Source organism: Flavobacterium sp. 40-81 (assembly GCF_001898245.1).
GTDB classification, from domain to species: domain Bacteria; phylum Bacteroidota; class Bacteroidia; order Flavobacteriales; family Flavobacteriaceae; genus Flavobacterium; species Flavobacterium inviolabile.
The window spans coordinates 53,340-75,052 of the sequence record NZ_MKTM01000033.1 but is presented as its reverse complement, the minus strand read 5'-3'; the positions used below and the strand labels follow the sequence as shown (position 1 = coordinate 75,052).

Here is a 21,713-nt window from a genome sequence, read left to right as displayed (position 1 = left end):
ATTTCTCAGGGTTTTTTTATACAATTTCCGAAACGAATAACTTATAGTTCCTGAAGCAGTACTGCATTCATATTTTCCGGAGTGATTCCGATTTCCCGGAGCAGTACCCGGATGTCGCTATTGTTTTTGTTTTGCAGTAATTGCAGCAATTTTTCCCGGTCGTATCGTTTTAAGGCTCTTTCACAAATTAAAGCCCCGATCATATAAGGAACGGGAGTTTCATTGTCAATATAGAACCTTTCAAACGGATTATCGATATAACGTTGAAAATCGATCGTATTGCCTTTTTGGAGGAACTTTTTAAGATTGTTTTTATGCCAGTCATAATTGTACAATCCGCTGCCGCCCAAATAGGTTGCAATACCTTCATTCAATATTGCAGGCGCATTGGGAAAGAGTTTGTTTACATAGATATGGACAATTTCATGCGTATAGCAATCGGCGTTATTGCCTGAAAAAACAGTATTGTTGGATTCTGCCAGACCGCCGGTTTCCGAAACATACATCAGCGGATTATAATCAAAACCTTTTATCCGGAACAGTTCCTGCGGACTGGTGCAGGAGTAATAATGGACCGGAATCGGGCTGCAATTAAAGAACTTGCAGATTTTTACAATATCAAGCTTTTGCTGATCGGCCTCAGCACTGTTTAATTTCTTTAAAGGCGAGATAAAATAATGAATACTTTCAATTGTCACAGGGGTATAATCCCGGGTGGCATAGTCCAGATAATGACTAAATAGGATGTCGTTGTGGATGTGATTGGCCACAATATTGTAAATACACCGTATCGTATTGTCCTTTGTTTGGGGATTATAACCGATGTAGGCAATTTTTACGATCTTACAATCGGCAGTTTTTGTATCGATGATCTCCATAAGTGTAGGCTTATAGAAGTCCGTCCCGAATTTGCTGTTTTCGATATTAACAAGGTCTGTATAAGGTGTTTTATATTTTTCAAAATCACTTTTCAGCCAGTATTTATTTTCCTGTGACGATTGATTTTTTGTAGCCAGAAATTCGATCAGCGCCGTGATGATCTTTTTGTTGATTTCTTTTTCACGGTCGATAACAGGGGATATCGTCAGATGGATCGACGGCTCCTCTTGTTTTTGGGAAAAACAACCGATATGCAGTGCGATAAAAACAAATAGCAGGATCTTTTTCATTTTAAAAACCAATCAGTGTTAATTATAGGGCATAAAAACGTTCCCGGTCCAGGATCCAGTGTATCATGTCGTGACTTCGGGACCATTCCGTAAAATTTATTTTCGTTAGTATTTTTGCAGAATCGGCATTGCTAATTAAACTTCTGGCGGTTATGGTCACCACTTTTGGATCGGAAAATGCCCGGTCTACCAGGTTTTTAGCCGCTTCAAACGCATATCCTTTTTTGCGCTGCTGCCGGATAATACCATATCCCATATCTATTTCGCCCTGGGCATTCGGTATTCCTTTAAAGCCCACATCGCCAATGATGCACATATCGTCCTGTTTAATAATCATCCAGGACTCAAATCCGGTAGGATAACCTGACAACTGCAGATTGTTGATTATTTTCGGCAGGGTTTCCATTACATCGTCATCCGGCCAGCCGTCGGCAATATGGATACCGAGATTGTGCAATTCGGTACAATTGCCTTCAAGAACATCCATCGCAACGTTGCGGGTAAAAGGAATTAAAAACAGCCGTTCTGTGGTAATTTTTTCAGTGGTCATCAAACAGTAATGATTAGTGTTTAAAAGCTGAAAAATAGTAAATAAATAAGAAACCCTGAGAATTTTCCAGGGTTTTATATATTGTTTTTCGATTGTTTACAGCATCATCCCGCCGGATACCTCAATACGCTGGGCATTGACCCATTTGGCATCATCGGTACATAAAAAGGCAACAACACTGCCAATATCGTCCGGAAGTCCCACACGGCCTAAAGCCGTTACGGAAGCAATCTGTTTGTTCAAATCGGAATTGTCACGAACAGCGCCGCCGCCAAAATCTGTTTCAATGGCTCCCGGTGCCACCACATTAACACGGATACCTCTTGAACCAAGTTCTTTTGCCAGGTATTTTGTTAAGGTCTCTATAGCCCCTTTCATCGAAGCATAAGCAGCATATCCCGGAAAAGAAAAACGGGCTAATCCGGTAGAAATATTAACGATTCCACCGCCATCGGCAAGAATTGGCAAAGCCTTCTGCGTCAGGAAAAAAGTTCCTTTAAACTGAATGTTCATTAAGGTGTCGAATTGCTCTTCGGTAGTTTCTGCAAAAGAAGCGTGAATACCAATACCGGCATTGTTAACCAGATAATCCAGGGTAGCGGTATTGAAATGTGTTTGTAACGTTTGGGCTGTTTCCTGCCAGAAAGCATCAAAGCTTTTACTTTCCGCTACATTCAGTTGGATGGCAGCCGCTTTTAAACCGTATGCTTCAACTTGTCGCACGACTTCAAGAGCTTCCTCTTTTTTACTGTTGTAGGTCAGAATAATATTGATTCCTTTTTGAGCAAGACTTAAGACCATGTTTTTACCAAGTCCGCGGCTTCCTCCTGTTACTAAAGCTATTTTTTGTGACATTGTTCTGAATTTTAATGTTTTACAAAGGCAAATTTAAAGCAGTCCTGCCGTTCCGTTATGGTGACAGCTTAAGTATTAATGGTGACAGTTTAAGTTTTTAGGTTAGTAAATGCAGTATTTCCTGCCAGTTATTAACCCTGGTATGCGGATGGTCGTGATTGTTATTATTGTGCGGCTGTGAGAACAGTAAAGCCCTGCCTTCAAAATAGTCCAGGTTTTTAAAATGATCGTCAATCATGATGTCGCCTTTAACAGCTGTTTTGGAACCGCAGAAAACAATTTGTTTCCAGGTAATGAACGGGAAGTGCTCCTCAAGCCAGTAGAACTTTTCTTCCAGGCTGTTTGGAAATTCCATGGCGGCAGAAACAATAAACAAATCGTATTTTTCATTTAAGAGTTCCAAAGCTTTAATACTGCCTTCCATAACCGGAAGTGTTCTGAAAAAACCGGCAGTGTTTATGTATTCATAGGCATTTTTAAACACGGTAGCTTCCGGTTTGCCATTTAAATTTTCAATACGCTGGGTTATACCCATTTCGACAGTTTCATACTGAATAAGTTGGGCATATATGTCGGCTAAAACACCATCCATGTCTACTAATAATCGTTGCTTCATAGTTCTTGTAATGATTTTACTAAATATTTGGGTACTTCGGTATATCCTTGTCTGTAATAGAATTTATGTGCTTCCGTTCTTCTGGAATGCGAATGCAGTTCGATACGGTCACAATTGCGCTGTTTTGCCAAAGCCACACTGTATTCTTCCAGCTGCTTTCCGATACCTTTACTCCGGGCATCGTGGTCTACGGCAAAATAGCTGATTCTTGCGAAATCGCCTTTTAAAGCCAGTTGCGGAATAAAATGAATGGAAATAAAAGCCAGTACCTGTTTGTTTTCTTCATAAACCAGTAATGCTTCATCCGGATGCTTCAGTAATAAAGCTATCTTTTCGCTGAGAAAAGCAGCAGTACCGGGATAATCCATTTGTGCCAGTAAATCGCAGATGCGGTCACTATCGGCTAAGGTAGCTTTACGTATCGACATAAGGTAAGAGTATTATACTCAAAGCTAATTTTTTATCAAGGAGTAACAATGGATCCGCCTGTTAATTTTACTATAATTTTTGATAAAGAAATACAGGCATTCAGGACTTTGCAGCAATGCAGCTTTTATCGGCTTTGTCAAAATTGTTTCCTGGATATTAAGCGCACTTTCCGGTCTGTAGAGTTAAGGCGTATGGCCTTTAGGCACATTCCGGGTATAGCAATGGATCCCGCCGCCATATAGATTTAAGGCAATGGTAGCCATTGCCACCACCTTTCTTTCCGGGAACACGCTTTGCAGGATACGCAACGCTTCCTCGTCTTTTTCCTTTACCTTATACGGCATTCCTTCCCGGTAATATTTTTGGGCAATAACCAGATTATTGGTAATTAAAAAGTTGCAGTAACTCAAAGCCGGCATCACTTTCATTTTTTCTTTCGGAAACAGACTTCCGTCGCGCAATTTCCCATGAAGCATGTCGTGTGCCTGCTGATAATCGTCAAAAACAGGATCGCCTTCCTGAATGTTTACATATATGGGTTCCGGAACCGGCATTTTTATAATGGTAAACGGATCGCCGTGATTGTCTGTTTCACCTTTTAAATGTAAATAAGCGATATCCAGACGTTCCTTATTATAAGCATGGATCGGATTACTCAGGGCTTCTTCTTCTGTAACATCGGCAATAAGGATGGTATTGCGGTTGACAAAACGGCACATCTCATCGATATGCCCGTTTGCCGATCCTGAACGATAAGCAATAAGATCACCGTTTTCGTCAGGAATAGGGCCGCTGTACATATCTTCATCGTCATAAGTGGCATACGGCAGCCAGATTATTTGGGACAGGTTGAAAACCCGTTTAAACTCCGCTTCAACCTGTTCTTTTGTCCAGCCTTTGTTGCGTTTGTTTACTTCGGTATCTTCAATGGTCATCAGGATTCCGTCGCCGTTAAACTCCCGGTTTCCGCCTTCGCTGGTTAAGCGGGTAAATATTAAATTTTCAACAGCCACGAATTTCGCGTGAACACGGTCAAATTCCTCCAGTTTTTTCGAAACAGGATGATTGTTCGGATACATACCGTAAGTATCAAAATTGAAATCGGCTACGGCACGCTCTCCCTGGTTGTTGACTAAAATTTCAGCCCCAAAATCCCTTGAAAAAATAAGCTCGGCTGGGAAGATCATAAAACGGATTTTGCTGACGTCGATCCGGTTGTTTTCCAAAGTAGTTATCACATACTCTTTCTGCGCATCGTCATAACAACTAATAATCACCGCAACATGGTCGATTAAGTACTGTAACAATTCCAGGCTTACCGCTTCAATATCAAATTCCTTCGACTGTGTCGCATATTTATTGACCGGCCAGATTATTAAAACCGATTCCTGTTCTTCAAATTCACCAACCGTTTTAAAATCATGTACTTTCATTTTTCAAACTTTAAAGGGAACCTATAAAGTTACGGAATATATCGCTTAGTTGGTAGGCGGAGCATAGGTAACAATGTCAATTCCAATACCGTTCGGGTCCACTATTGCAAAATGCCTGTCGCCCCAGGGTTCGTCGCGCAATTCGATGGCAATGGCGATGCCTTTGTTTGTTATCATTTCATATACGGCATCAACATGGTCAACTTCTATGGTGAGATACATACCCTGTCCGGCAAACGGTTTTTGGAATAAAGGCTGTTGCGAAGGATGATCGGGAAGTAAAAAACTAAGTTCACTGCTGTTGTCCGGAGCGTGCAGCAACAGGTAAAAATCATTTTCAAAAGTTACTCCAAACCCCAGGACGGATGTGTAAAAGGCTTTGCTTTCGGCTAATTTTTCGGTTACGATACCGGCATTTAGTTTCATAATTGTAGTTTTAATGGTTTATCTGTAGCAAATTTCGGGGATGTTACCGGAACCGGATTGTAAAAAACGGACAATCTTATTTGAGTACATTTCCGGGAGTAGCGCCATACATATTTTTAAACTCTTTGATAAAATGCGCCTGATCGTAATAACCTGCATCAAAAAATAACGGATTCTCCCGTAAGGAAGGCTTTTCTTTCAGGATGCTTTGAAAGCGGACGACCTTGGAAAACGTTTTAGCCGAATCGCCGATGTAAAATTCAAAAAGACGGCGCAGCTGCCTGGAGCTGATGCCGGTATCCAGATCTTTTTCGACAGCCAGTGTGCCGGAGTTTTCCAGAATAAGGGTCATTGCCTTAAAAAAGCGGTTGTCCGGCTGGAAAGCAGCGGTGCTGATATGTTTTAAATAATAATGATCCAACAGCGTTTTAATAGCCTGCGGATCCAGCTTTTCATTAAAATGCTGTGCTAAAAATGTAGCATTATCCGGCAAGACCAATGCTAAAAGTTCATACCTGTTAGCAAGTTCAGCGGCATTGATGCTAAAGAGCAGCGGAAACATGGCCGGGTAAAAACGAACACCTATATAATTAAACGTATTATCCAGCGGGAATTCGGTATACGTTTTGCTAAACCCGATAACATAGCTTTCTTCGGGATTCTGTAATTCAAAGTAAATATCAATACAGCCATCGGCTACCACCCGGTAATGAAATGGCGCGGTTAGTTCAGCCGTTGTCTGTAGCTGCCAGTAGCAATGAATGTAGTGCTGCAGGCGGCTGTCCGGCAGAAATTCCCGATAGCGAACCTGTTCTGCCGTATCCGTAATGGTAGGCTGAATCGGTTGGTATAAGTCTTTTATAGTGAGGATGCCGCTCAAATTGATATTGTTTTTTTGTTCGTTGAATATTCCGGAACAAAGCCGGACCCTACCCAAACGAATGTAAAAATAATGTCTTAATTTTAGAAAATGAAAAAGATATATCATATAACGTTGTTCATTTTAGTTAGCATGACGGTCACAGCACAAAATTTTACCAAAACAGAAAAAGAAATAATCCATTCCGGAAATACCAAAAGCAAACTGAGAGTGATTCAGATTACGGAACCGGCAGAATTAAAAATACTAAAAACCGTTTCCCGGGATATCAGCCCAAACGATAAAGACTTACCACTTTTGATTGAGAGAATGTTCAAAGCGGTTACCGATCCGTCCGAAGGCGGTGTGGGTATTGCAGCACCGCAGGTTGGCATCAATCGAAATGTGATCTGGGTACAGCGGTTTGACAAACAGAATGAACCGTTTGAAGTGTATATCAACCCGCAAATTGTATGGCGCTCCGAACTGTTGCGCAAAGGAAACGAAGGTTGCCTGTCTATTCCGGACAGTAGCGGCGACGTATATCGGAATTATACAATACGATTAAAATACCTTGACAGGGAAGGAAAGGCTCAGGAAGAAATCATTGAAGGATTTACGGCAGTTATCTTTCAGCATGAAACAGATCACCTGAACGGTATTTTGTTTACGGACCGATTACTGGAACAAAATAATGTGCAGTTTCACAGTATTAATAACGAAACAGCGCTTTTCTTGCAAACCAAACTCAGAAGACAATAATCAATCAGGACGTTTGAGGTCGCTTACGACCTGATTGTACATCGTTTTATGAAAGTCCGCATCAGCCAGCATAATGCTGCGCCGGTGCGGACTTTTTTACAATAGAGCCAAACCGGTTTAACCTTACAAAAACTGCGGGTTTGAAATGTTTGACTGAATATACAGTAAGCATTTTAAGAAATAAAAACTGACATAATAATGCCGCGTGATAAAATTAACCAATTGTTATATCTTTTAACTTTGAGATGAAATTATCGATAATTTTTATTTTGTAAAGTATTTCTTTACGAAAATTTTGTTAATTTTATAGTGATAACAATTTCCCTTAATAAGATAGATACCCAATATCTATCGAGGCCTAAAATTCTTCACTATGGAAATTACGTTTACATTATCCCCTTTAAAAAAAGTATTTCTTCTTTTGTTCGTTACTGCTGCAATGCAGGCACAAACCGGCAAAGACTCTACGGCAACGGTGGCTCCGGCCAAAGTAAAATACCCGGTATTTCAGTTTAAAGGACTTTTTCAGGCACGTTATTTAACCGGACTCACGGAGAATATAGACCTTAACGGTCTGCATCATTCCGAAGGCGATGTCACCCGGAACTCGTTCGACATTAAGAGAATGAGAACTCAGGTAAAGGCTGCCATTGGCGACCATACCGAAGTAGTGGCACTGGTAAATTTAGCCGATTTCAAATCCGATCCTAAAAATAAGGTTTTGGAGAATGCGTATATCAAATATACCTTCAACAAACATTTTGCATTCACTTTGGGACAATTCCGGCCGTGGTTCGGGATCGAGGAAACCTATCCGGTAGACATTATCAAATCGATGGATTTTTCGAACCAGTATTACGAATTCGGGAAAAACGGCTGGACCAGTTTCCAGATCGGCGCTTCGATGAGCGGAAAGTTTGACATTGGTAAACTACCCGTAACGTATGCAATTTCGGCAGTAAACGGCAACGGCAGAAACCAGGAAATGGACAAAGACAATGGTAAACAATATTTATCAAGAGTAGTATTGGAACTCTCAAAAAAGTACAATATAAACTTTGGTCTGAATGGGGGAATAGGCGAAGTGTTTAAAAAAGAAGTATATGCGGTAGGACTTGACCTGACCGCCGATTATCAAATCATGGACCGCTTGTTTTTTGAAACGCAGATGGAAGCCAAACAGGCCATTAACCATAACCTGTACTTCTCACTGCCGGTTGATGAGAGAACTCCTTATTTAAGCAACTACCAGATGAGAGGATTCTACTTCCTGCCGAATGTCCGCTACGAAATCAAATACAAAAAACTTAGTGCGATTGAGTTTTCCTGCCGCTACGAATACCTGGATTCCAATTTCAGGATCAATTCCAACCCAAGACAGTCACTGGTACCAATGTTAGGATTCGAATTCCTGAAAGATTATGGTGCCCGGATCCAGCTGGGAATGCAGATCGACCGCTACAAACACACGGTTGACAATACAACCACACACAATAACAATCTTTTGATATTACAGGTTCAGAGCCGATTATAAACGTTTATTAATATAAAACAGCACTTATGAAAGAAGTAAACATCACTAGAGTATTGATTACTTTGGCAGTGGGAATGCTATTATGGTTCATTCCCGAGCCGGAAGGCGTAAAACCCGAAGCCTGGCATCTTTTTGCCATTTTTGTGGCCACGATCCTGGGCATCATCCTCAAAGCAGCACCAATGGGTACGATGTGTATGATTGCCATCGGGATCACGGCATTTTCACAGGTATTGGCACCGGGCGAAGCCGGGAAGTCAATCACTTTAGCATTAAGAGGATTTGGCGATAAGGTTATCTGGCTCATTGGAATTTCTTTCTTTATTGCGAGAGGATTTATCAAAACCGGACTGGGAAACCGTATTGCCTTCCTGTTTATCCGTATTTTCGGGAAAAGCTCATTGGGGCTGGCGTATGGTCTTGGACTGGCCGATTTGTGCCTTGCTCCGGCTATTCCGAGTAATACCGCAAGAGGCGGCGGGATTATCTACCCGATCATGAAATCAATGGCGATCAGTTTCGGTTCCGAACCCGATAAACCGGAAACCCATCGGAAATTAGGTTCGTTCCTGACGCTAAACAGTTATAACATGAACCTGATTGCTTCATCAATGTTCTTAACCGGAACAGCGAGTAATCCGATGTGTCAAAAATTTGCAGCCGATTTAGGGATTAAAATTTCATGGATGTCCTGGGCTTTGGCGGCAATAGTTCCCGGACTGATATCCTTTTTTGTTATTCCGTTTGTACTGTATAAACTATATCCGCCGGAATTAAAGAAAACCGGCGATGCGCCACAGGTAGCCGCAAAAAAACTGAAAGAAATGGGACCGATTTCCCGTAACGAATGGTTGATGCTGTTTGCTTTCTTCCTGCTGTTGTTTTTGTGGATCACCGGCGATTTATTTTCTATTGATGCCACCACCACCGCTTTTATCGGCCTGATCATGCTGTTGCTCACATCGGTATTAACATGGGAAGACATTAAATCCGAAAAAGGAGCCTGGGACACGATTGTCTGGTTCTCTGTTTTGGTCATGATGGCAAGCTCCCTGAACGAATTGGGCTTTATCGGCTGGTTTAGTAACCTGGTAAAAGTTCAGATCGGCGATTTAAGCTGGCAGATTGCCTTTCCGGTAATCGTTCTGGTGTATTTCTTCAGCCATTACCTGTTTGCCAGTGCCACGGCTCACGTAGCCGCCATGTATGCCGCTTTATTGGGAGTAGGAGTATCTCTGGGAATTCCGGGACTGCTATTGGCATTCATGCTGGGATTCATCGGGTCTTTATATGGTACGTTAACCCATTACGGACACGGGCCGGCTCCGGTATTTTTCGGAAGCGGATATGTGGACCTGAAAAACTGGTGGCTCCGCGGTCTGGAAACCGGATTGATACTGTTGTTTATTTATATGGCAATAGGCGGACTCTGGATGAAAATCATAGGTTACTATTAATTAAAAACAATATCGCATGCAATCACTTTCAAGAAAAATATTAATGTGTCTGACAGGATTGTTTCTGTGTTTCTTTTTGGTCATTCACCTTTTAGGAAACCTGCAATTGTTTCTGCCGGCAGAAAAAGCACAGCTGCAGTTTAATGCATATTCCCATTTTTTATCGGGAAATCCGCTGATAAAGATTGTTTCGTATGTGCTGTATGCTTCCATTATTCTCCATGCCGTATATGCGCTGGTCATTACGGTAAAGAATAAAAAATCGGGTGGTAATTATAAAAAGGACAACAGGGGAAGAGCCAGTAAATGGTACAGCAGGAACATGGGCATCCTGGGAACGATCATCCTGATTTTTTTAATCATCCATTTTAAAAACTTCTGGTACGAATACAAATTCGGCAGCCTGCCTTCGGACGCTAATGGCAACCGGGATTTATACACACTGGTTGTTACGACCTATCAGGAATGGTGGTATGTGGTGATCTATGTATTGTCGATGATTGCTTTGGGCTATCATTTGCTGCACGGTTTTTTCAGTGCGGTAAGAACACTGGGTGTTTTTCATCCCAAATTCGTAAAATGGTTCCGCTATTTCGGCATAGCCTATTCGGTAGCCATTAGTTTCGGATTTGCGGTAATCCCGGTGTATGTCTATTTTATCAATAATAAATGAGTCGGTGGAATTTCCGGATTCATAAAAAAGTAGTAGTATGAAGATAGATGCTAAAATACCAGCCGGACCTTTAGAAGAAAAATGGTCCAATTATAAAAAAAATGCGAAGTTGGTAAATCCTGCCAACCGAAAAAAAATAGAGGTCATTGTTGTAGGAACCGGTTTAGCCGGAAGTTCTGTTGCAGCCTCCCTGGGAGAAATGGGCTATAATGTCAAATCTTTTTGCTTCCAGGACAGTGCCAGACGCGCGCACTCCGTTGCGGCACAGGGCGGTGTGAATGCCGCAAAGAATTATAAAAATGACGGCGATAGCGTGTACCGGATGTTTGTGGACACCCTGAAAGGCGGCGACTTCCGTTCCAGGGAAGCCAATGTGTACCGGATGGCGGAATGCTCACTGAATTTAATTGACCAGGCGGTTGCACAGGGCGTTCCGTTTGGCAGGGAATACGGCGGGTATCTGAACAACCGTTCTTTTGGCGGTGTTCAGGTGAGCAGAACGTTCTATGCCAGAGGACAAACCGGGCAGCAATTGCTTATCGGGGCGTATCAGGCCTTAATGCGGCAGGTCAGCAAAAAAACGGTACAATTGTTTACCCGGCATGAAATGCTGGATCTGGTTGTTATTGATGGAAAAGCAAGAGGCGTTATCGTCCGGAATTTGGATACAGGCGTTATCGAACGCCATGCTGCCCATGCGGTAGTGCTGGCAACGGGAGGATTTGGTAAAATTTACTACTTATCCACATTAGCGATGGGATGTAATGGTTCGGCAATTTGGAGAGCCCATAAAAAAGGCGCTTTAATGGCAAGTCCGAGCTGGACACAAATACACCCGACTTCGTTACCGCAATCCGGCGACTACCAGTCCAAACTGACATTAATGTCTGAATCCCTGCGAAATGACGGCCGTATCTGGGTGCCGTTAAAAGAAAACGAACAACGGCCGGCAAATGATATTCCGGAAGCGGAACGCGATTATTATCTGGAAAGAAAATACCCGGCTTTTGGAAATTTAGCACCCAGGGATATTTCGTCACGGGCGGCAAAAGAACGCATCGATGCCGGATTTGGTATTGGTGCCTTAAAAAATGCCGTATATCTCGATTTCTCCAAAGCGATAAAAGAACAGGGTGTTGCTAAGATCAAAGAAAAATACGGAAACCTTTTCGATATGTATCGCAAAATAACCGGGATTGATGCCTATAAGGAACCGATGATGATTTCGCCGGCAGCCCACTTTTCGATGGGAGGTTTGTGGGTAGACTATGAACTGATGACGACAATTCCGGGACTGTTTGCATTGGGTGAAGCAAACTTTGCCGATCACGGGGCAAACCGCCTGGGGGCCAATTCGCTGCTGCAGGCATCTGTGGACGGTTATTTTATAGCGCCCTATACAATGGCAAACTATCTTTCCGGAGAAATCCACACCGGGAAGATCGATACCAATCATCCGGCTTTTGAAGAAGCAGAACAAACGGTTAAAGAACAGCTGAACCTTTTGATACACTGCAAAGGCGATAAAACGGTGGATTACTACCACAAGGCATTGGGCAAAATACTGTATGACTACTGCGGACTTTCCCGCAGCGAATCCGGTTTAAAGTTTGCCATTGAAGAAATCAAAAAACTCCGGACTGCATTTTACCAGAACGTACACATTCCCGGTGAAGCCGGAGCGATGAACAATGAGCTGGAAAAAGCCGGACGTGTAGCCGATTATTTGGAAATAGGCGAGTTGATGTGTTATGATGCCTTAACCCGTAATGAATCCTGCGGCGCACATTTTAGAGAAGAATATCAGACACCGGATGGCGAAGCCTTACGAAACGATGCCGAATACCAGTTTATTTCGGCATGGGAGTGGAAAGGCAAAAATGCAATGCCGGAACTGCATAAAGAAAATCTGGTTTTTGAATATGTGAAACCAATTGTCAGAAGTTACAAATAACCTAATGAAAAAGAATATGAAGTTACATTTGAAAATTTGGAGACAGGAAAACAAAGACACCGAAGGAAAATTAGTCGATTATTCACTGGAAGATATCAATCCGCACATGTCCTTTTTGGAAATGCTGGATACCCTGAACGAAAAACTCATTTTAGCAAACGACCAGCCGGTAGAATTTGACCATGACTGCCGGGAAGGCATCTGCGGACAATGTGGTGTAATGATTAACGGACTGGCACACGGGCCGCTTAAAAATACAACCACCTGCCAGCTGCATTTACGGGAATTTAAAGACGGGGAAACAGTAGTGATCGAACCGTTCCGTTCCCAGGCATTTCCGGTAAAGAAAGATTTAAAGGTAGACAGGAGTGCGTTTGACCGGATTATCTCTTCCGGCGGATACGTATCGGTAAATACCGGTCAGGCACCGGAAGCAAACGGTATTCCGGTGAACCATAATACAGCCGAAGCGGCTTTCGACTCGGCAGCCTGCATTGGCTGCGGGGCCTGTGTGGCTACCTGCAAAAACGGAAGTGCCGCTTTGTTCACCTCGGCCAAGATTACCCATTTGGTCAAACTGCCACAGGGAAAAGAAGAAAGAGACCACCGTGTGTTGAGCATGGTACACCAAATGGATGCGGAAGCTTTCGGACATTGTTCCAATACGGAAGCCTGCGAAGTAGAATGCCCGCAAAGTATTTCGGTACTCAATATTGCCCAAATGAATTATGAATACAACCGGGCAAAAATTTTAAAACAATAAACGCACCAATTTTATATATTTTTAACAGAAGAAAAGAGGACCGCCACAGCAGTCCTCTTTTTTTATAACTATCGTTTGGAATAAATAACATTTATAAATTCTTTTTAACAGTTTTCGTGTTTATAAATTATAAATTTGCATTTCAATAGCAACAAAAAATGACAACGACCGACACGAAACCAACAACAGCATTAGAACAGTATTTCCAGCAATTCAGAAAAAATATTATTGGTATTGACCAGGAATTTGAATCTCCTTTCGGGAAGCAGAAAATTATCTATACCGACTGGACCGCGAGCGGACGTTTGTATCGCCCGATAGAAGAAAAACTGATTAACGAATTTGGTCCGTTTGTTGCCAATACCCACACGGAAACCACCGTTTCCGGAACTGCGATGACAATGGCCTATCATGAAGCCCGCCATATCATTAAAAAACATGTGAACAGCAACGAAGACGATGTATTGATCGTGGATGGTTCCGGAATGACAGGCGTAGTCAATAAATTCCAGCGTATTTTAGGTTTGAAAGTTCCTGAAAACCTGCAAAAGTATACGCAGATTCCGGAAGAGAAAAAACCGGTTGTTTTTATTTCGCACATGGAACACCATTCTAACCAGACTTCATGGCTGGAAACAATTGCTAAAGTTGAGGTAATTCCGGCTTGCGAACAGGGATTGATCTGTTTGGAAAGCTTTCGTGAATTATTGGAAAAATATAAAGACCGTACCCTAAAAATCGCTTCGGTAACGGCTTGTTCTAATGTAACCGGAATCCGTACGGCATATCACGATATCGCTAAAATAGTACATGAATACAACGGGGTTTGTTTTGTGGATTTTGCCTGTTCGGCACCTTATGTTAAAATAGACATGCACCCGGCAGATAATCCGGAAGGCTACCTGGACGCTATTTTTATGTCTCCGCATAAATTTTTAGGCGGACCCGGAACTTCAGGAGTACTGGTTTTCAATAAAAAATTATACAACAACATGATCCCGGATTGCCCGGGCGGAGGAACCGTAAGCTGGACCAACCCGTGGGGCGAACACAAATACCTGGATAATATTGAAGAAAGAGAAGACGGTGGTACACCGGGCTTTTTACAGGTTATCAAAACCGCATTGGCCGTTCAGTTAAAAGAACAGATGGGTATTGATAATATCCTGAAAAGAGAACATGAAATTACCGATTATGTTTTCGGACAATTAAAACAGGCGTCCAATATTAACATACTGGCAGGCCAGCATGAGGATCGTTTGGGGGTTATTTCTTTTTATATCAATGACCTGCATTTTAACCTGGGTGTAAAGATCCTGAACGACAGATTCGGAATTCAAACCCGTGGCGGCTGTAGTTGTGCCGGTACCTACGGGCATTACCTGCTGCATGTGGATCAGGAAACCTCCCATTATCTTACCGGAAAAATTACTTCGGGTGATTTAATCGAAAAACCGGGATGGATCAGAATGTCAATACATCCAACCACTACCAGCGAAGAAGTGGCGTATGTGTGTGACAGTATTAAAGCTCTGGCAGCCAATCACACTACATGGGCGAATGATTATGAATACAACAAAAACTCAAACGAGTTTGTACACAAAGCAGCGCTTAACCTGGAAAAAGAAATGGTAAAGAGTTGGTTTAAACTATAAAGCAAAAGCCCTGAAATTAATTCAGGGCTTTTTTTATTCTTGGCGATTTAAGCGATTGCTTGTCGCGGTGTTTCCATCGTTTATGGGTCCATAAATAATATTCCGGTGCTTCATGGATCTGCTCTTCAACCATTCGCAGGTACATGCTTGTAATTTGATAGTTGGGAACTTCTTTAGGGTTTTCTACCAAAGGCACAAAGGTAGCCTGATAATGTCCCCGTTTCACTTTTTGTACTTTTACAAAGACTAAGGATAAATCCATTTTTTTGGCCAGCATTTCGGCTCCGGTAAATACAGGAACATTAATGCCCATAAAAGTGTCGAAATAGTTGGTTCGGTGCAGCTGTGGCGATTGGTCACTTGCAAAACCGTAAAAACCTTTGATATTGTTAATCTCATTTTTGCGGATAACATCTACCGTTTCCTTGGCTTCAATTAATGTTGCGTTAAAATGCGAACGGATGTCGCGGATTAACTTGTCAAAATATTTGTTCTGGATTTTTTTATAAACGGCAAAAGTCCGGAAATCGATGTACTTGTCAAGGATGATAAGCCATTCCCAACTGGCATAATGCGCGCACATCATAATGATACTTTTGTTCTTTTTCTCCATTTCCCTTACCATTTCAATATTGGTAAAAACAAAACGCTTTTTCATCTCTGCTTCCGAAATGGTCATGGTTTTGATCATTTCCAGAAACATATCACACATGTGTTTGAAAAACTTCTTTTCAATCCGGATGCGTTCTTCTTTGGAAAGGTGTGGCAGCGTTAATGCGATATTGTCCCGAACCGTTTTTTTTCGGTAACCGACAAGGTGGTATACCACAACATAAGTACAATCAGACAGAAAGTAAAAAAGAGGAAACGGAAGAATGGAAATACACCATAAAAAAGGGTAGGCGATTATATAGAGTAAAAACTGCATTTCGATATTTTTTACAAATATAACTTTTAAAAATATTTTTACCATCCCAAATTAACATTACCTAAACAAACAATCTGTATTTTTACAGAAAGAAAACCAACCGGAATGAATTCTGTACTATTAATTATTATTGCAATAACGGTAATTGTAAGCTTTAAAGGTTTTAATGACCTTTCGTTTTTTAGAAAATATGAATTTCACGTGGGAAGCATCCGTGCAGGTGAGCAAATCAGAATGTTTTCGTCTGCTTTTCTGCATGCCGATATTGCCCATCTGGCCTTTAACATGCTGACGTTATTCTTTTTTGCACCGGTTGTTATTCAGGATCTGGGTACCGCTTCTTTTCTGATCATATATATAGGAAGTTTACTGTGCGGCAGTTTGCTGACGCTTTACTTTCACAAAGATGATTATTCCTATAGAGCTATAGGAGCTTCGGGTGCGGTAACCGGGATTTTATATGCTGCTATCCTGCTGCGTCCGGATATGACCCTGGGACTGTACTTTATCATTCCGGTTCCGGCATATCTTTTTGGCATTGGCTATTTGCTGTATTCCATTTACGGAATGAAAGCCAAAAATGACAACATCGGGCATGTGGCGCATTTTGGCGGGGCAATTGGCGGATATATTATTACAATTGCCAAAGTTCCTTCCATGTTACAGGACAATACTTTAATGGTAATACTGCTGGCAATTCCCATCGTGATCTTGTTTTTTTTAGCAAAAACAGGAAAATTATAATTTTTGGCATTGGATTTGATTTGTAGTATATAACTTAAAAAGCACAAAAATGAAAAAAGCAATTTTAATCGTAGTAACACTGTTCATGGCAACAGTTTCAAATGCACAAGAAATGAAAACACAACCACAGATAGTTGTTTCCGGCGAAGGGAAAATAAAAGTAACTCCGGATTATGTAATCATTAATGTTGGGGTGGAAAACACAGGAGAAGTGGCAGCCGATGTAAAAAAGAAAAATGATATTGCTATTGATGCCGTTATCAAATACTTAAAAAAATCAAAACTGCCGGAAGCGGATTTCCAGACCAAACAGGTTCAGTTGAATAAAACATACGATTATGAAAAGAAAAAACACTATTTCGTAGCCAATCAGACTATTTCGATCACGTTAAAAGAGCTGTCAAAATACGATACGATGATGTTAGGCCTGGTAGATGCCGGTGTAAATGTTATTAACGGTGTGGATTTCAAATCGACTAAAGTTACCGAGTATGAATCACAGGCAAGAGTAAAAGCAGTACAGGATGCTAAAACAAAAGCACAGGATTATGCTGCTGCTTTAAACCAGAAAATGGGGAAAGCAATCCTGGTAGCCGATAATTCGTCTACATACTACCCGAGACCGTATATGTCAGCCATGAAAATGTCGGCCGATACCGAAATGACAAGAGAGACTTTGGCGATCGGAGAGATTGAAGTTACCGCTAATGTGACGATAAATTTCGCATTGGATTAATCCAATTCTTTATAAAAACTGATAAAACTGCCCGGTTAGGGCAGTTTTTTTTTACGTAAACATTTGAAAATAATTTCTTTACATTTTTTCAATCGTTTAAATTTTTCAATTTTCAAGAATTGTCTATTTTTGCACATGCAACACAACGTACTTATTTTAGATTTCGGGTCGCAATACACTCAGCTTATTGCGAGAAGAGTTCGCGAATTAAATATTTTCTGCGAAATTTTTCCTTTCAATCACTTTCCCAGTGATTTATCAAGTTATAAAGCGGTTATCCTTTCCGGTAGCCCATACTCCGTAAGAGCAGAGGATGCACCGCATCCGGACTTATCACAAATCAGAGGCAAAATGCCGTTACTGGCGGTTTGCTACGGAGCACAATACCTGGCACATTTTAGCGGAGGAGAAGTAGCCCCTTCCAATATCAGAGAATATGGAAGAGCGAACCTGTCTTATGTAAAAGATGACGAAGCCTTCTTCGATGAAGTGGCTTTAAACAGTCAGGTTTGGATGAGCCACAGTGATACCATCAAGCAATTGCCAACAAACGGTGTTCGTCTGGCAAGTACTAAAGATGTGGAAAATGCGGCTTACAGAATTGAAGGAGAAACCACTTATGCTATTCAGTTTCATCCGGAAGTTTACCATTCAACAGACGGTAAACAGATGCTGGAGAACTTTTTAGTAAAAATTGCAGAAGTACCTCAAAACTTTACCCCTAAAGCATTCGTTGAAGAAATCGTAGACGAATTAAAAGGTAAAATTAAAAATGATAAAGTTGTTTTAGGACTTTCCGGTGGAGTGGATTCTACGGTAGCGGCAGTATTGTTAAACAAAGCTATCGGTGAAAACCTGTACTGTATTTTCGTAAACAACGGACTATTGCGTAAAAATGAATTCCAGAACGTTTTAGAGCAATACAAAGGAATGGGCTTAAACGTAAAAGGAGTGGATGCTTCGGCACGTTTTTTGAATGAATTGGCAGGTATTGAGGATCCGGAAACGAAAAGAAAAACAATCGGACGTGTGTTCATTGAAGTTTTTGATGATGAAGCCCATCTTATTGAAGATGTAAAATGGCTGGCTCAGGGAACGATCTATCCGGACGTAATCGAATCGGTATCGGTAAAAGGACCATCGGCAACGATCAAATCGCACCACAATGTGGGTGGTTTACCGGATTTCATGAAATTACAGGTAGTAGAACCGTTACGAATGCTTTTTAAAGACGAAGTAAGAAGAGTAGGAGCTACTTTGGGAATCAGCCCGGACTTATTGGGAAGACACCCGTTCCCGGGACCTGGATTGTCCATCCGTATCCTGGGAGATATCACGCCGGAGAAAGTTAGTATCTTACAGGATGTAGATGCGATCTTTATTGAAGGACTGAAAACACACGGATTATACGACAAAGTCTGGCAGGCAGGAGCAATCCTGTTACCGGTAAACAGCGTTGGGGTTATGGGAGATGAACGTACCTATGAAAAAGTAGTTGCGTTGAGAGCTGTAGAATCTACAGACGGAATGACTGCAGACTGGGTACATTTACCGTATGACTTCCTGATGAAAATATCGAACGAAATTATCAATAAAGTGAAAGGGGTTAACCGGGTTGTTTATGATATCAGCTCCAAACCGCCGGCCACAATTGAGTGGGAATAAAAAGAAATTGTAAATTTGAGATAAGTCGTTATAAAATTCTAACTTTATAACGACTTATTCGCTTAAAAATAGTAGTATGAAATATATTGTAACTGTTGTAATTTCAGGACTTTTTATGTCCGGTGTTGTTTTTGGACAAACTAAAAATTACATAGAACATAAGGTAGAAAAAGGAGAAACAGTAGTACAGATTGCAAAAAAGTATAGTGTAACGCCTTACGATATTTATCGGATGAACCCGGATTCGCAAAACGGATTAAAGGAAAATTCGAAAATATTGGTTCCGACAGCTTCCGGTAAAATAATTACTGCAAAAACAGAAGATAAGAAAACCGCAACTAAAGAAGTCCTTAAAGAAAAAGTAAAGGAAACTTTAGGAACGGTAACCATTACACATACGGTAGAACCGAAAGAAGGCGTTTACGGTATTGCTAAAAAATATGGAACCACGGTTGAAGCCATCTACAAAAGCAATCCTGCTGTAGAAAAAGACGGATTGAAAATTGGTCAGGTGCTGACTTTTACCGCTCCGAAAGCAGACAAACAACAGCTTAAAGCTGAGAAAAAAGAATTGAAGCAGGAGCTTAAACAAGCGGCAGCTGCCGGATCGGGCACAGCTTCCGGTAAAGCGGTTTACCATATTGTTGAAGCAAAAGAGACCAAATTCGGTATTGCTAAAAAATACGGTTTAACGGTTCCGGAATTAGAAGACCTGAATCCCGGAATAAAAGAAAACCTGGAAATCGGATACAATTTACGACTGAACAAAAATGTTCCTTCGGTACAGAAAACCGTAGAAAAGGAAATTGAAAAAGTTGCCGAAGAAAATAAATACCTGAGCTATCAGGTAAAACCTAAAGAAACCATGTACCGTCTGACCAAATCGTCAGGATTGAGCGAAGAGCAACTGATCTCTTTAAACCCGGAATTAAAAGACGGTGTTAAAGCGGGAATGGTTTTAAAACTGCCGAATACTTCTAAATTTGACGATGTTAAAACGAACAAAGCTTCTGTTGATATTGTTAAAACACTTAAAAAAGACGGAGAAAAAGAATTGGTATTGTTCATGCCTTTTAACCTGGATAAAATTGCATCCGACTCGATCCGTTCTACACAGGAACGTTTAAAAACGGATAAATTCCTGAACATGACCCTTGATTTTTATGCGGGTGCTTTAGTGGCAATCGACTCGGCTAAAGCCTTAGGCCTGCCGTTAAAAGTTAAGATTTATGACTCTAAAGAAACGAAAAACGCATCGGCAGTAGCGGCAATTATCGATAAAAACAACTTTGCGAATACGGATGCCGTTATCGGTCCGTTTTTTCAGTCTAATGTGGAAACCGCTGCCAATTTGCTGAACCAGTATAATGTTCCGGTAATTTCGCCTTTATCGAATGAAAAAGGGAAACCGTATTCGAACCTGTTTCAGGCAATGCCGAATTCGAATGATGTGAAGCAGAAAATGTTTGATTATATGAAGTCTAAAAACGGCAACATCATTGCGGTGGTCGATCCTAAAAAAGGCTCTTCAAGACAATATTTAAAAGATAACTATCCGTCGGTAAAATTTGCGGAATTAAACGAAAAAGGAAATGTGACGCTGGAAAATATCAAAAGCCTGATGGAAGCCGATAAAACCAATTTCGTTATTCTGGAATCGGAAAGTAAAGTAATGGTGCTGAGTACGCTGAATATCCTGGTGAGTGCATTATCGCAATTCCAGGTACAGCTGGTAACACTGGAGAAAAACGAAACCCTGGATTTTGAAGAAATTCCGTTGAGCCGTTTAACCAAATTGAAATTATTGTACCCTTCGGTAGCCAAAGATAACGAAACTCCGGAAGCGGCTATTTTTGCCGGTACATTTAAAAAGAAAAATAACATCTTCCCGAACCGCTTTGCAACAAGAGGTTTTGATGTAACTTTTGATGTTATTGTGAGAATGTTTCAGGAAAACGGATTCCGGGAATCGGTTAACGAAAATGCATCGGAGCAGGTGGAGAACAAATTTGACTACGCAAATATAAACGGAGGCTATTACAATACCGGTGTTTATATTATGAACTATAGTGATGATTTAACTGTAAAAGAAGCAAAATAATGACCTCAAAAGTAACGTATTTAGGAGATTTAAGAACGTCGTCGATTCATTTGCAGTCGGGAAGTGAGATTATATCGGACGCGCCGGTGGACAACAACGGAAAGGGAGAAGCTTTTTCACCCACAGATACCGTGGCGAATGCACTGGCAAGCTGTATGTTTACCGTTATGGGAATAAAAGCAGCTACGATGGATGTTGACTTTTCCGGAGCAACGGCAGACGTAACCAAAGTTATGCAGGCAGAACCGCGAAAAATAGCTGAGATTCATGTGACTTTTAATATGAATATCGAAGCAGACGATAAAACAAAAACAATATTGGAACGAACGGCTTTGACCTGTCCGGTTTATCTGAGCCTGAACCCGGATATTAAAAAAGAAATAATATTTAACTGGAAATAGACG

The 21,713-nt window shown here is 41.3% G+C and carries 21 protein-coding genes; 12 read left to right on the top strand and 9 right to left on the bottom strand.

From position 1 onward, the window contains the following. Window positions 1–41 precede the first annotated feature (41 nt). From BGO42_RS13465 to BGO42_RS13430, 8 genes are all read right to left on the bottom strand, one after another. A complete protein-coding gene (locus tag BGO42_RS13465) occupies window positions 42–1,169 on the bottom strand; it encodes a hypothetical protein (protein ID WP_273244887.1) in 1,128 nt (375 codons plus the stop codon). Window positions 1,170–1,191: 22 nt separating this feature from the next. Next, window positions 1,192–1,719, bottom strand: coding sequence for a GNAT family N-acetyltransferase (locus BGO42_RS13460; protein ID WP_273244889.1), 528 nt, complete (start codon window positions 1,717–1,719; stop codon window positions 1,192–1,194). 96 nt (window positions 1,720–1,815) lie between these two features. Next, window positions 1,816–2,574: an SDR family NAD(P)-dependent oxidoreductase gene (locus tag BGO42_RS13455; RefSeq protein ID WP_273244891.1), complete on the bottom strand. Its 759-nt coding sequence runs from the start codon at window positions 2,572–2,574 to the stop codon at window positions 1,816–1,818. A gap of 97 nt (window positions 2,575–2,671) precedes the next feature. Further along, on the bottom strand, window positions 2,672–3,190 hold the full coding sequence (locus BGO42_RS13450; protein ID WP_177734134.1) for a 5' nucleotidase, NT5C type: 519 nt from the start codon (window positions 3,188–3,190) through the stop codon (window positions 2,672–2,674). After that, window positions 3,187–3,618, bottom strand: a complete 432-nt coding sequence (locus tag BGO42_RS13445; protein WP_273244893.1) for a GNAT family N-acetyltransferase — start codon at window positions 3,616–3,618, stop codon at window positions 3,187–3,189. Before BGO42_RS13445 ends, BGO42_RS13450 begins: the two co-directional genes overlap by 4 nt. Before the next feature lie 183 nt (window positions 3,619–3,801). Beyond that, window positions 3,802–5,052 (bottom strand): agmatine deiminase family protein, encoded by a 1,251-nt coding sequence (locus BGO42_RS13440; RefSeq protein ID WP_273244895.1) that lies wholly within the window; start codon window positions 5,050–5,052, stop codon window positions 3,802–3,804. Between the two features lie 45 nt (window positions 5,053–5,097). After that, the gene (locus tag BGO42_RS13435; protein ID WP_177734140.1) at window positions 5,098–5,478 is read right to left on the bottom strand and encodes a VOC family protein; all 381 of its coding nucleotides are present in this window, start codon (window positions 5,476–5,478) and stop codon (window positions 5,098–5,100) included. A gap of 76 nt (window positions 5,479–5,554) precedes the next feature. Next, entirely contained in the window at window positions 5,555–6,358 is an 804-nt protein-coding gene (locus BGO42_RS13430) for an AraC family transcriptional regulator (protein ID WP_337955182.1), read from the bottom strand. A gap of 90 nt (window positions 6,359–6,448) precedes the next feature. Here BGO42_RS13430 and def point away from each other — a divergent pair, with 90 nt between their 5' ends. The 7 genes from def to BGO42_RS13395 all read left to right on the top strand — a co-directional run bounded on the left by def (window position 6,449) and on the right by BGO42_RS13395 (window position 15,135). Next, on the top strand, window positions 6,449–7,099 hold the full coding sequence (gene def, locus BGO42_RS13425) for a peptide deformylase (RefSeq protein ID WP_273244897.1): 651 nt from the start codon (window positions 6,449–6,451) through the stop codon (window positions 7,097–7,099). Window positions 7,100–7,538: 439 nt separating this feature from the next. Further along, window positions 7,539–8,633 carry a porin gene (locus tag BGO42_RS13420; protein WP_246297061.1) on the top strand — a complete coding sequence of 365 codons (1,095 nt, stop codon included), beginning with the start codon at window positions 7,539–7,541 and terminating at the stop codon, window positions 8,631–8,633. 26 nt (window positions 8,634–8,659) lie between these two features. Then, on the top strand, window positions 8,660–10,090 hold the full coding sequence (locus BGO42_RS13415; protein ID WP_273244899.1) for an anion permease: 1,431 nt from the start codon (window positions 8,660–8,662) through the stop codon (window positions 10,088–10,090). Between the two features lie 16 nt (window positions 10,091–10,106). Further along, complete coding sequence (locus BGO42_RS13410) at window positions 10,107–10,763, top strand: succinate dehydrogenase cytochrome b subunit (protein WP_273244901.1); 657 nt, start codon at window positions 10,107–10,109, stop codon at window positions 10,761–10,763. 37 nt (window positions 10,764–10,800) lie between these two features. After that, a complete protein-coding gene (locus BGO42_RS13405) occupies window positions 10,801–12,717 on the top strand; it encodes a fumarate reductase/succinate dehydrogenase flavoprotein subunit (protein WP_177734152.1) in 1,917 nt (638 codons plus the stop codon). 16 nt (window positions 12,718–12,733) lie between these two features. Next, window positions 12,734–13,480 carry a succinate dehydrogenase/fumarate reductase iron-sulfur subunit gene (locus tag BGO42_RS13400; RefSeq protein ID WP_177734154.1) on the top strand — a complete coding sequence of 249 codons (747 nt, stop codon included), beginning with the start codon at window positions 12,734–12,736 and terminating at the stop codon, window positions 13,478–13,480. 158 nt (window positions 13,481–13,638) lie between these two features. Beyond that, complete coding sequence (locus tag BGO42_RS13395) at window positions 13,639–15,135, top strand: aminotransferase class V-fold PLP-dependent enzyme (protein ID WP_273244903.1); 1,497 nt, start codon at window positions 13,639–13,641, stop codon at window positions 15,133–15,135. A gap of 16 nt (window positions 15,136–15,151) precedes the next feature. Here the strand turns inward: BGO42_RS13395 and BGO42_RS13390 are convergent, their stop codons facing one another. Next, complete coding sequence (locus BGO42_RS13390; RefSeq protein ID WP_177734158.1) at window positions 15,152–16,063, bottom strand: lysophospholipid acyltransferase family protein; 912 nt, start codon at window positions 16,061–16,063, stop codon at window positions 15,152–15,154. 105 nt (window positions 16,064–16,168) lie between these two features. On the opposite strand from BGO42_RS13390, the gene BGO42_RS13385 reads away from it, so the two are divergent. The 5 genes from BGO42_RS13385 to BGO42_RS13365 all read left to right on the top strand — a co-directional run bounded on the left by BGO42_RS13385 (window position 16,169) and on the right by BGO42_RS13365 (window position 21,710). Further along, a complete protein-coding gene (locus BGO42_RS13385) occupies window positions 16,169–16,807 on the top strand; it encodes a rhomboid family intramembrane serine protease (RefSeq protein ID WP_177734160.1) in 639 nt (212 codons plus the stop codon). Window positions 16,808–16,856: 49 nt separating this feature from the next. Further along, window positions 16,857–17,543, top strand: a complete 687-nt coding sequence (locus BGO42_RS13380) for an SIMPL domain-containing protein (protein ID WP_177734162.1) — start codon at window positions 16,857–16,859, stop codon at window positions 17,541–17,543. Window positions 17,544–17,678: 135 nt separating this feature from the next. Continuing rightward, on the top strand, window positions 17,679–19,208 hold the full coding sequence (gene guaA, locus BGO42_RS13375; RefSeq protein WP_177734164.1) for a glutamine-hydrolyzing GMP synthase: 1,530 nt from the start codon (window positions 17,679–17,681) through the stop codon (window positions 19,206–19,208). Between the two features lie 76 nt (window positions 19,209–19,284). Next, window positions 19,285–21,309, top strand: coding sequence for a LysM peptidoglycan-binding domain-containing protein (locus BGO42_RS13370; protein ID WP_273244907.1), 2,025 nt, complete (start codon window positions 19,285–19,287; stop codon window positions 21,307–21,309). Beyond that, complete coding sequence (locus BGO42_RS13365) at window positions 21,309–21,710, top strand: OsmC family protein (RefSeq protein ID WP_177734168.1); 402 nt, start codon at window positions 21,309–21,311, stop codon at window positions 21,708–21,710. The genes BGO42_RS13370 and BGO42_RS13365 overlap by 1 nt, the downstream gene beginning before the upstream one ends. The last annotated feature ends 3 nt before the right edge of the window (window positions 21,711–21,713 follow it).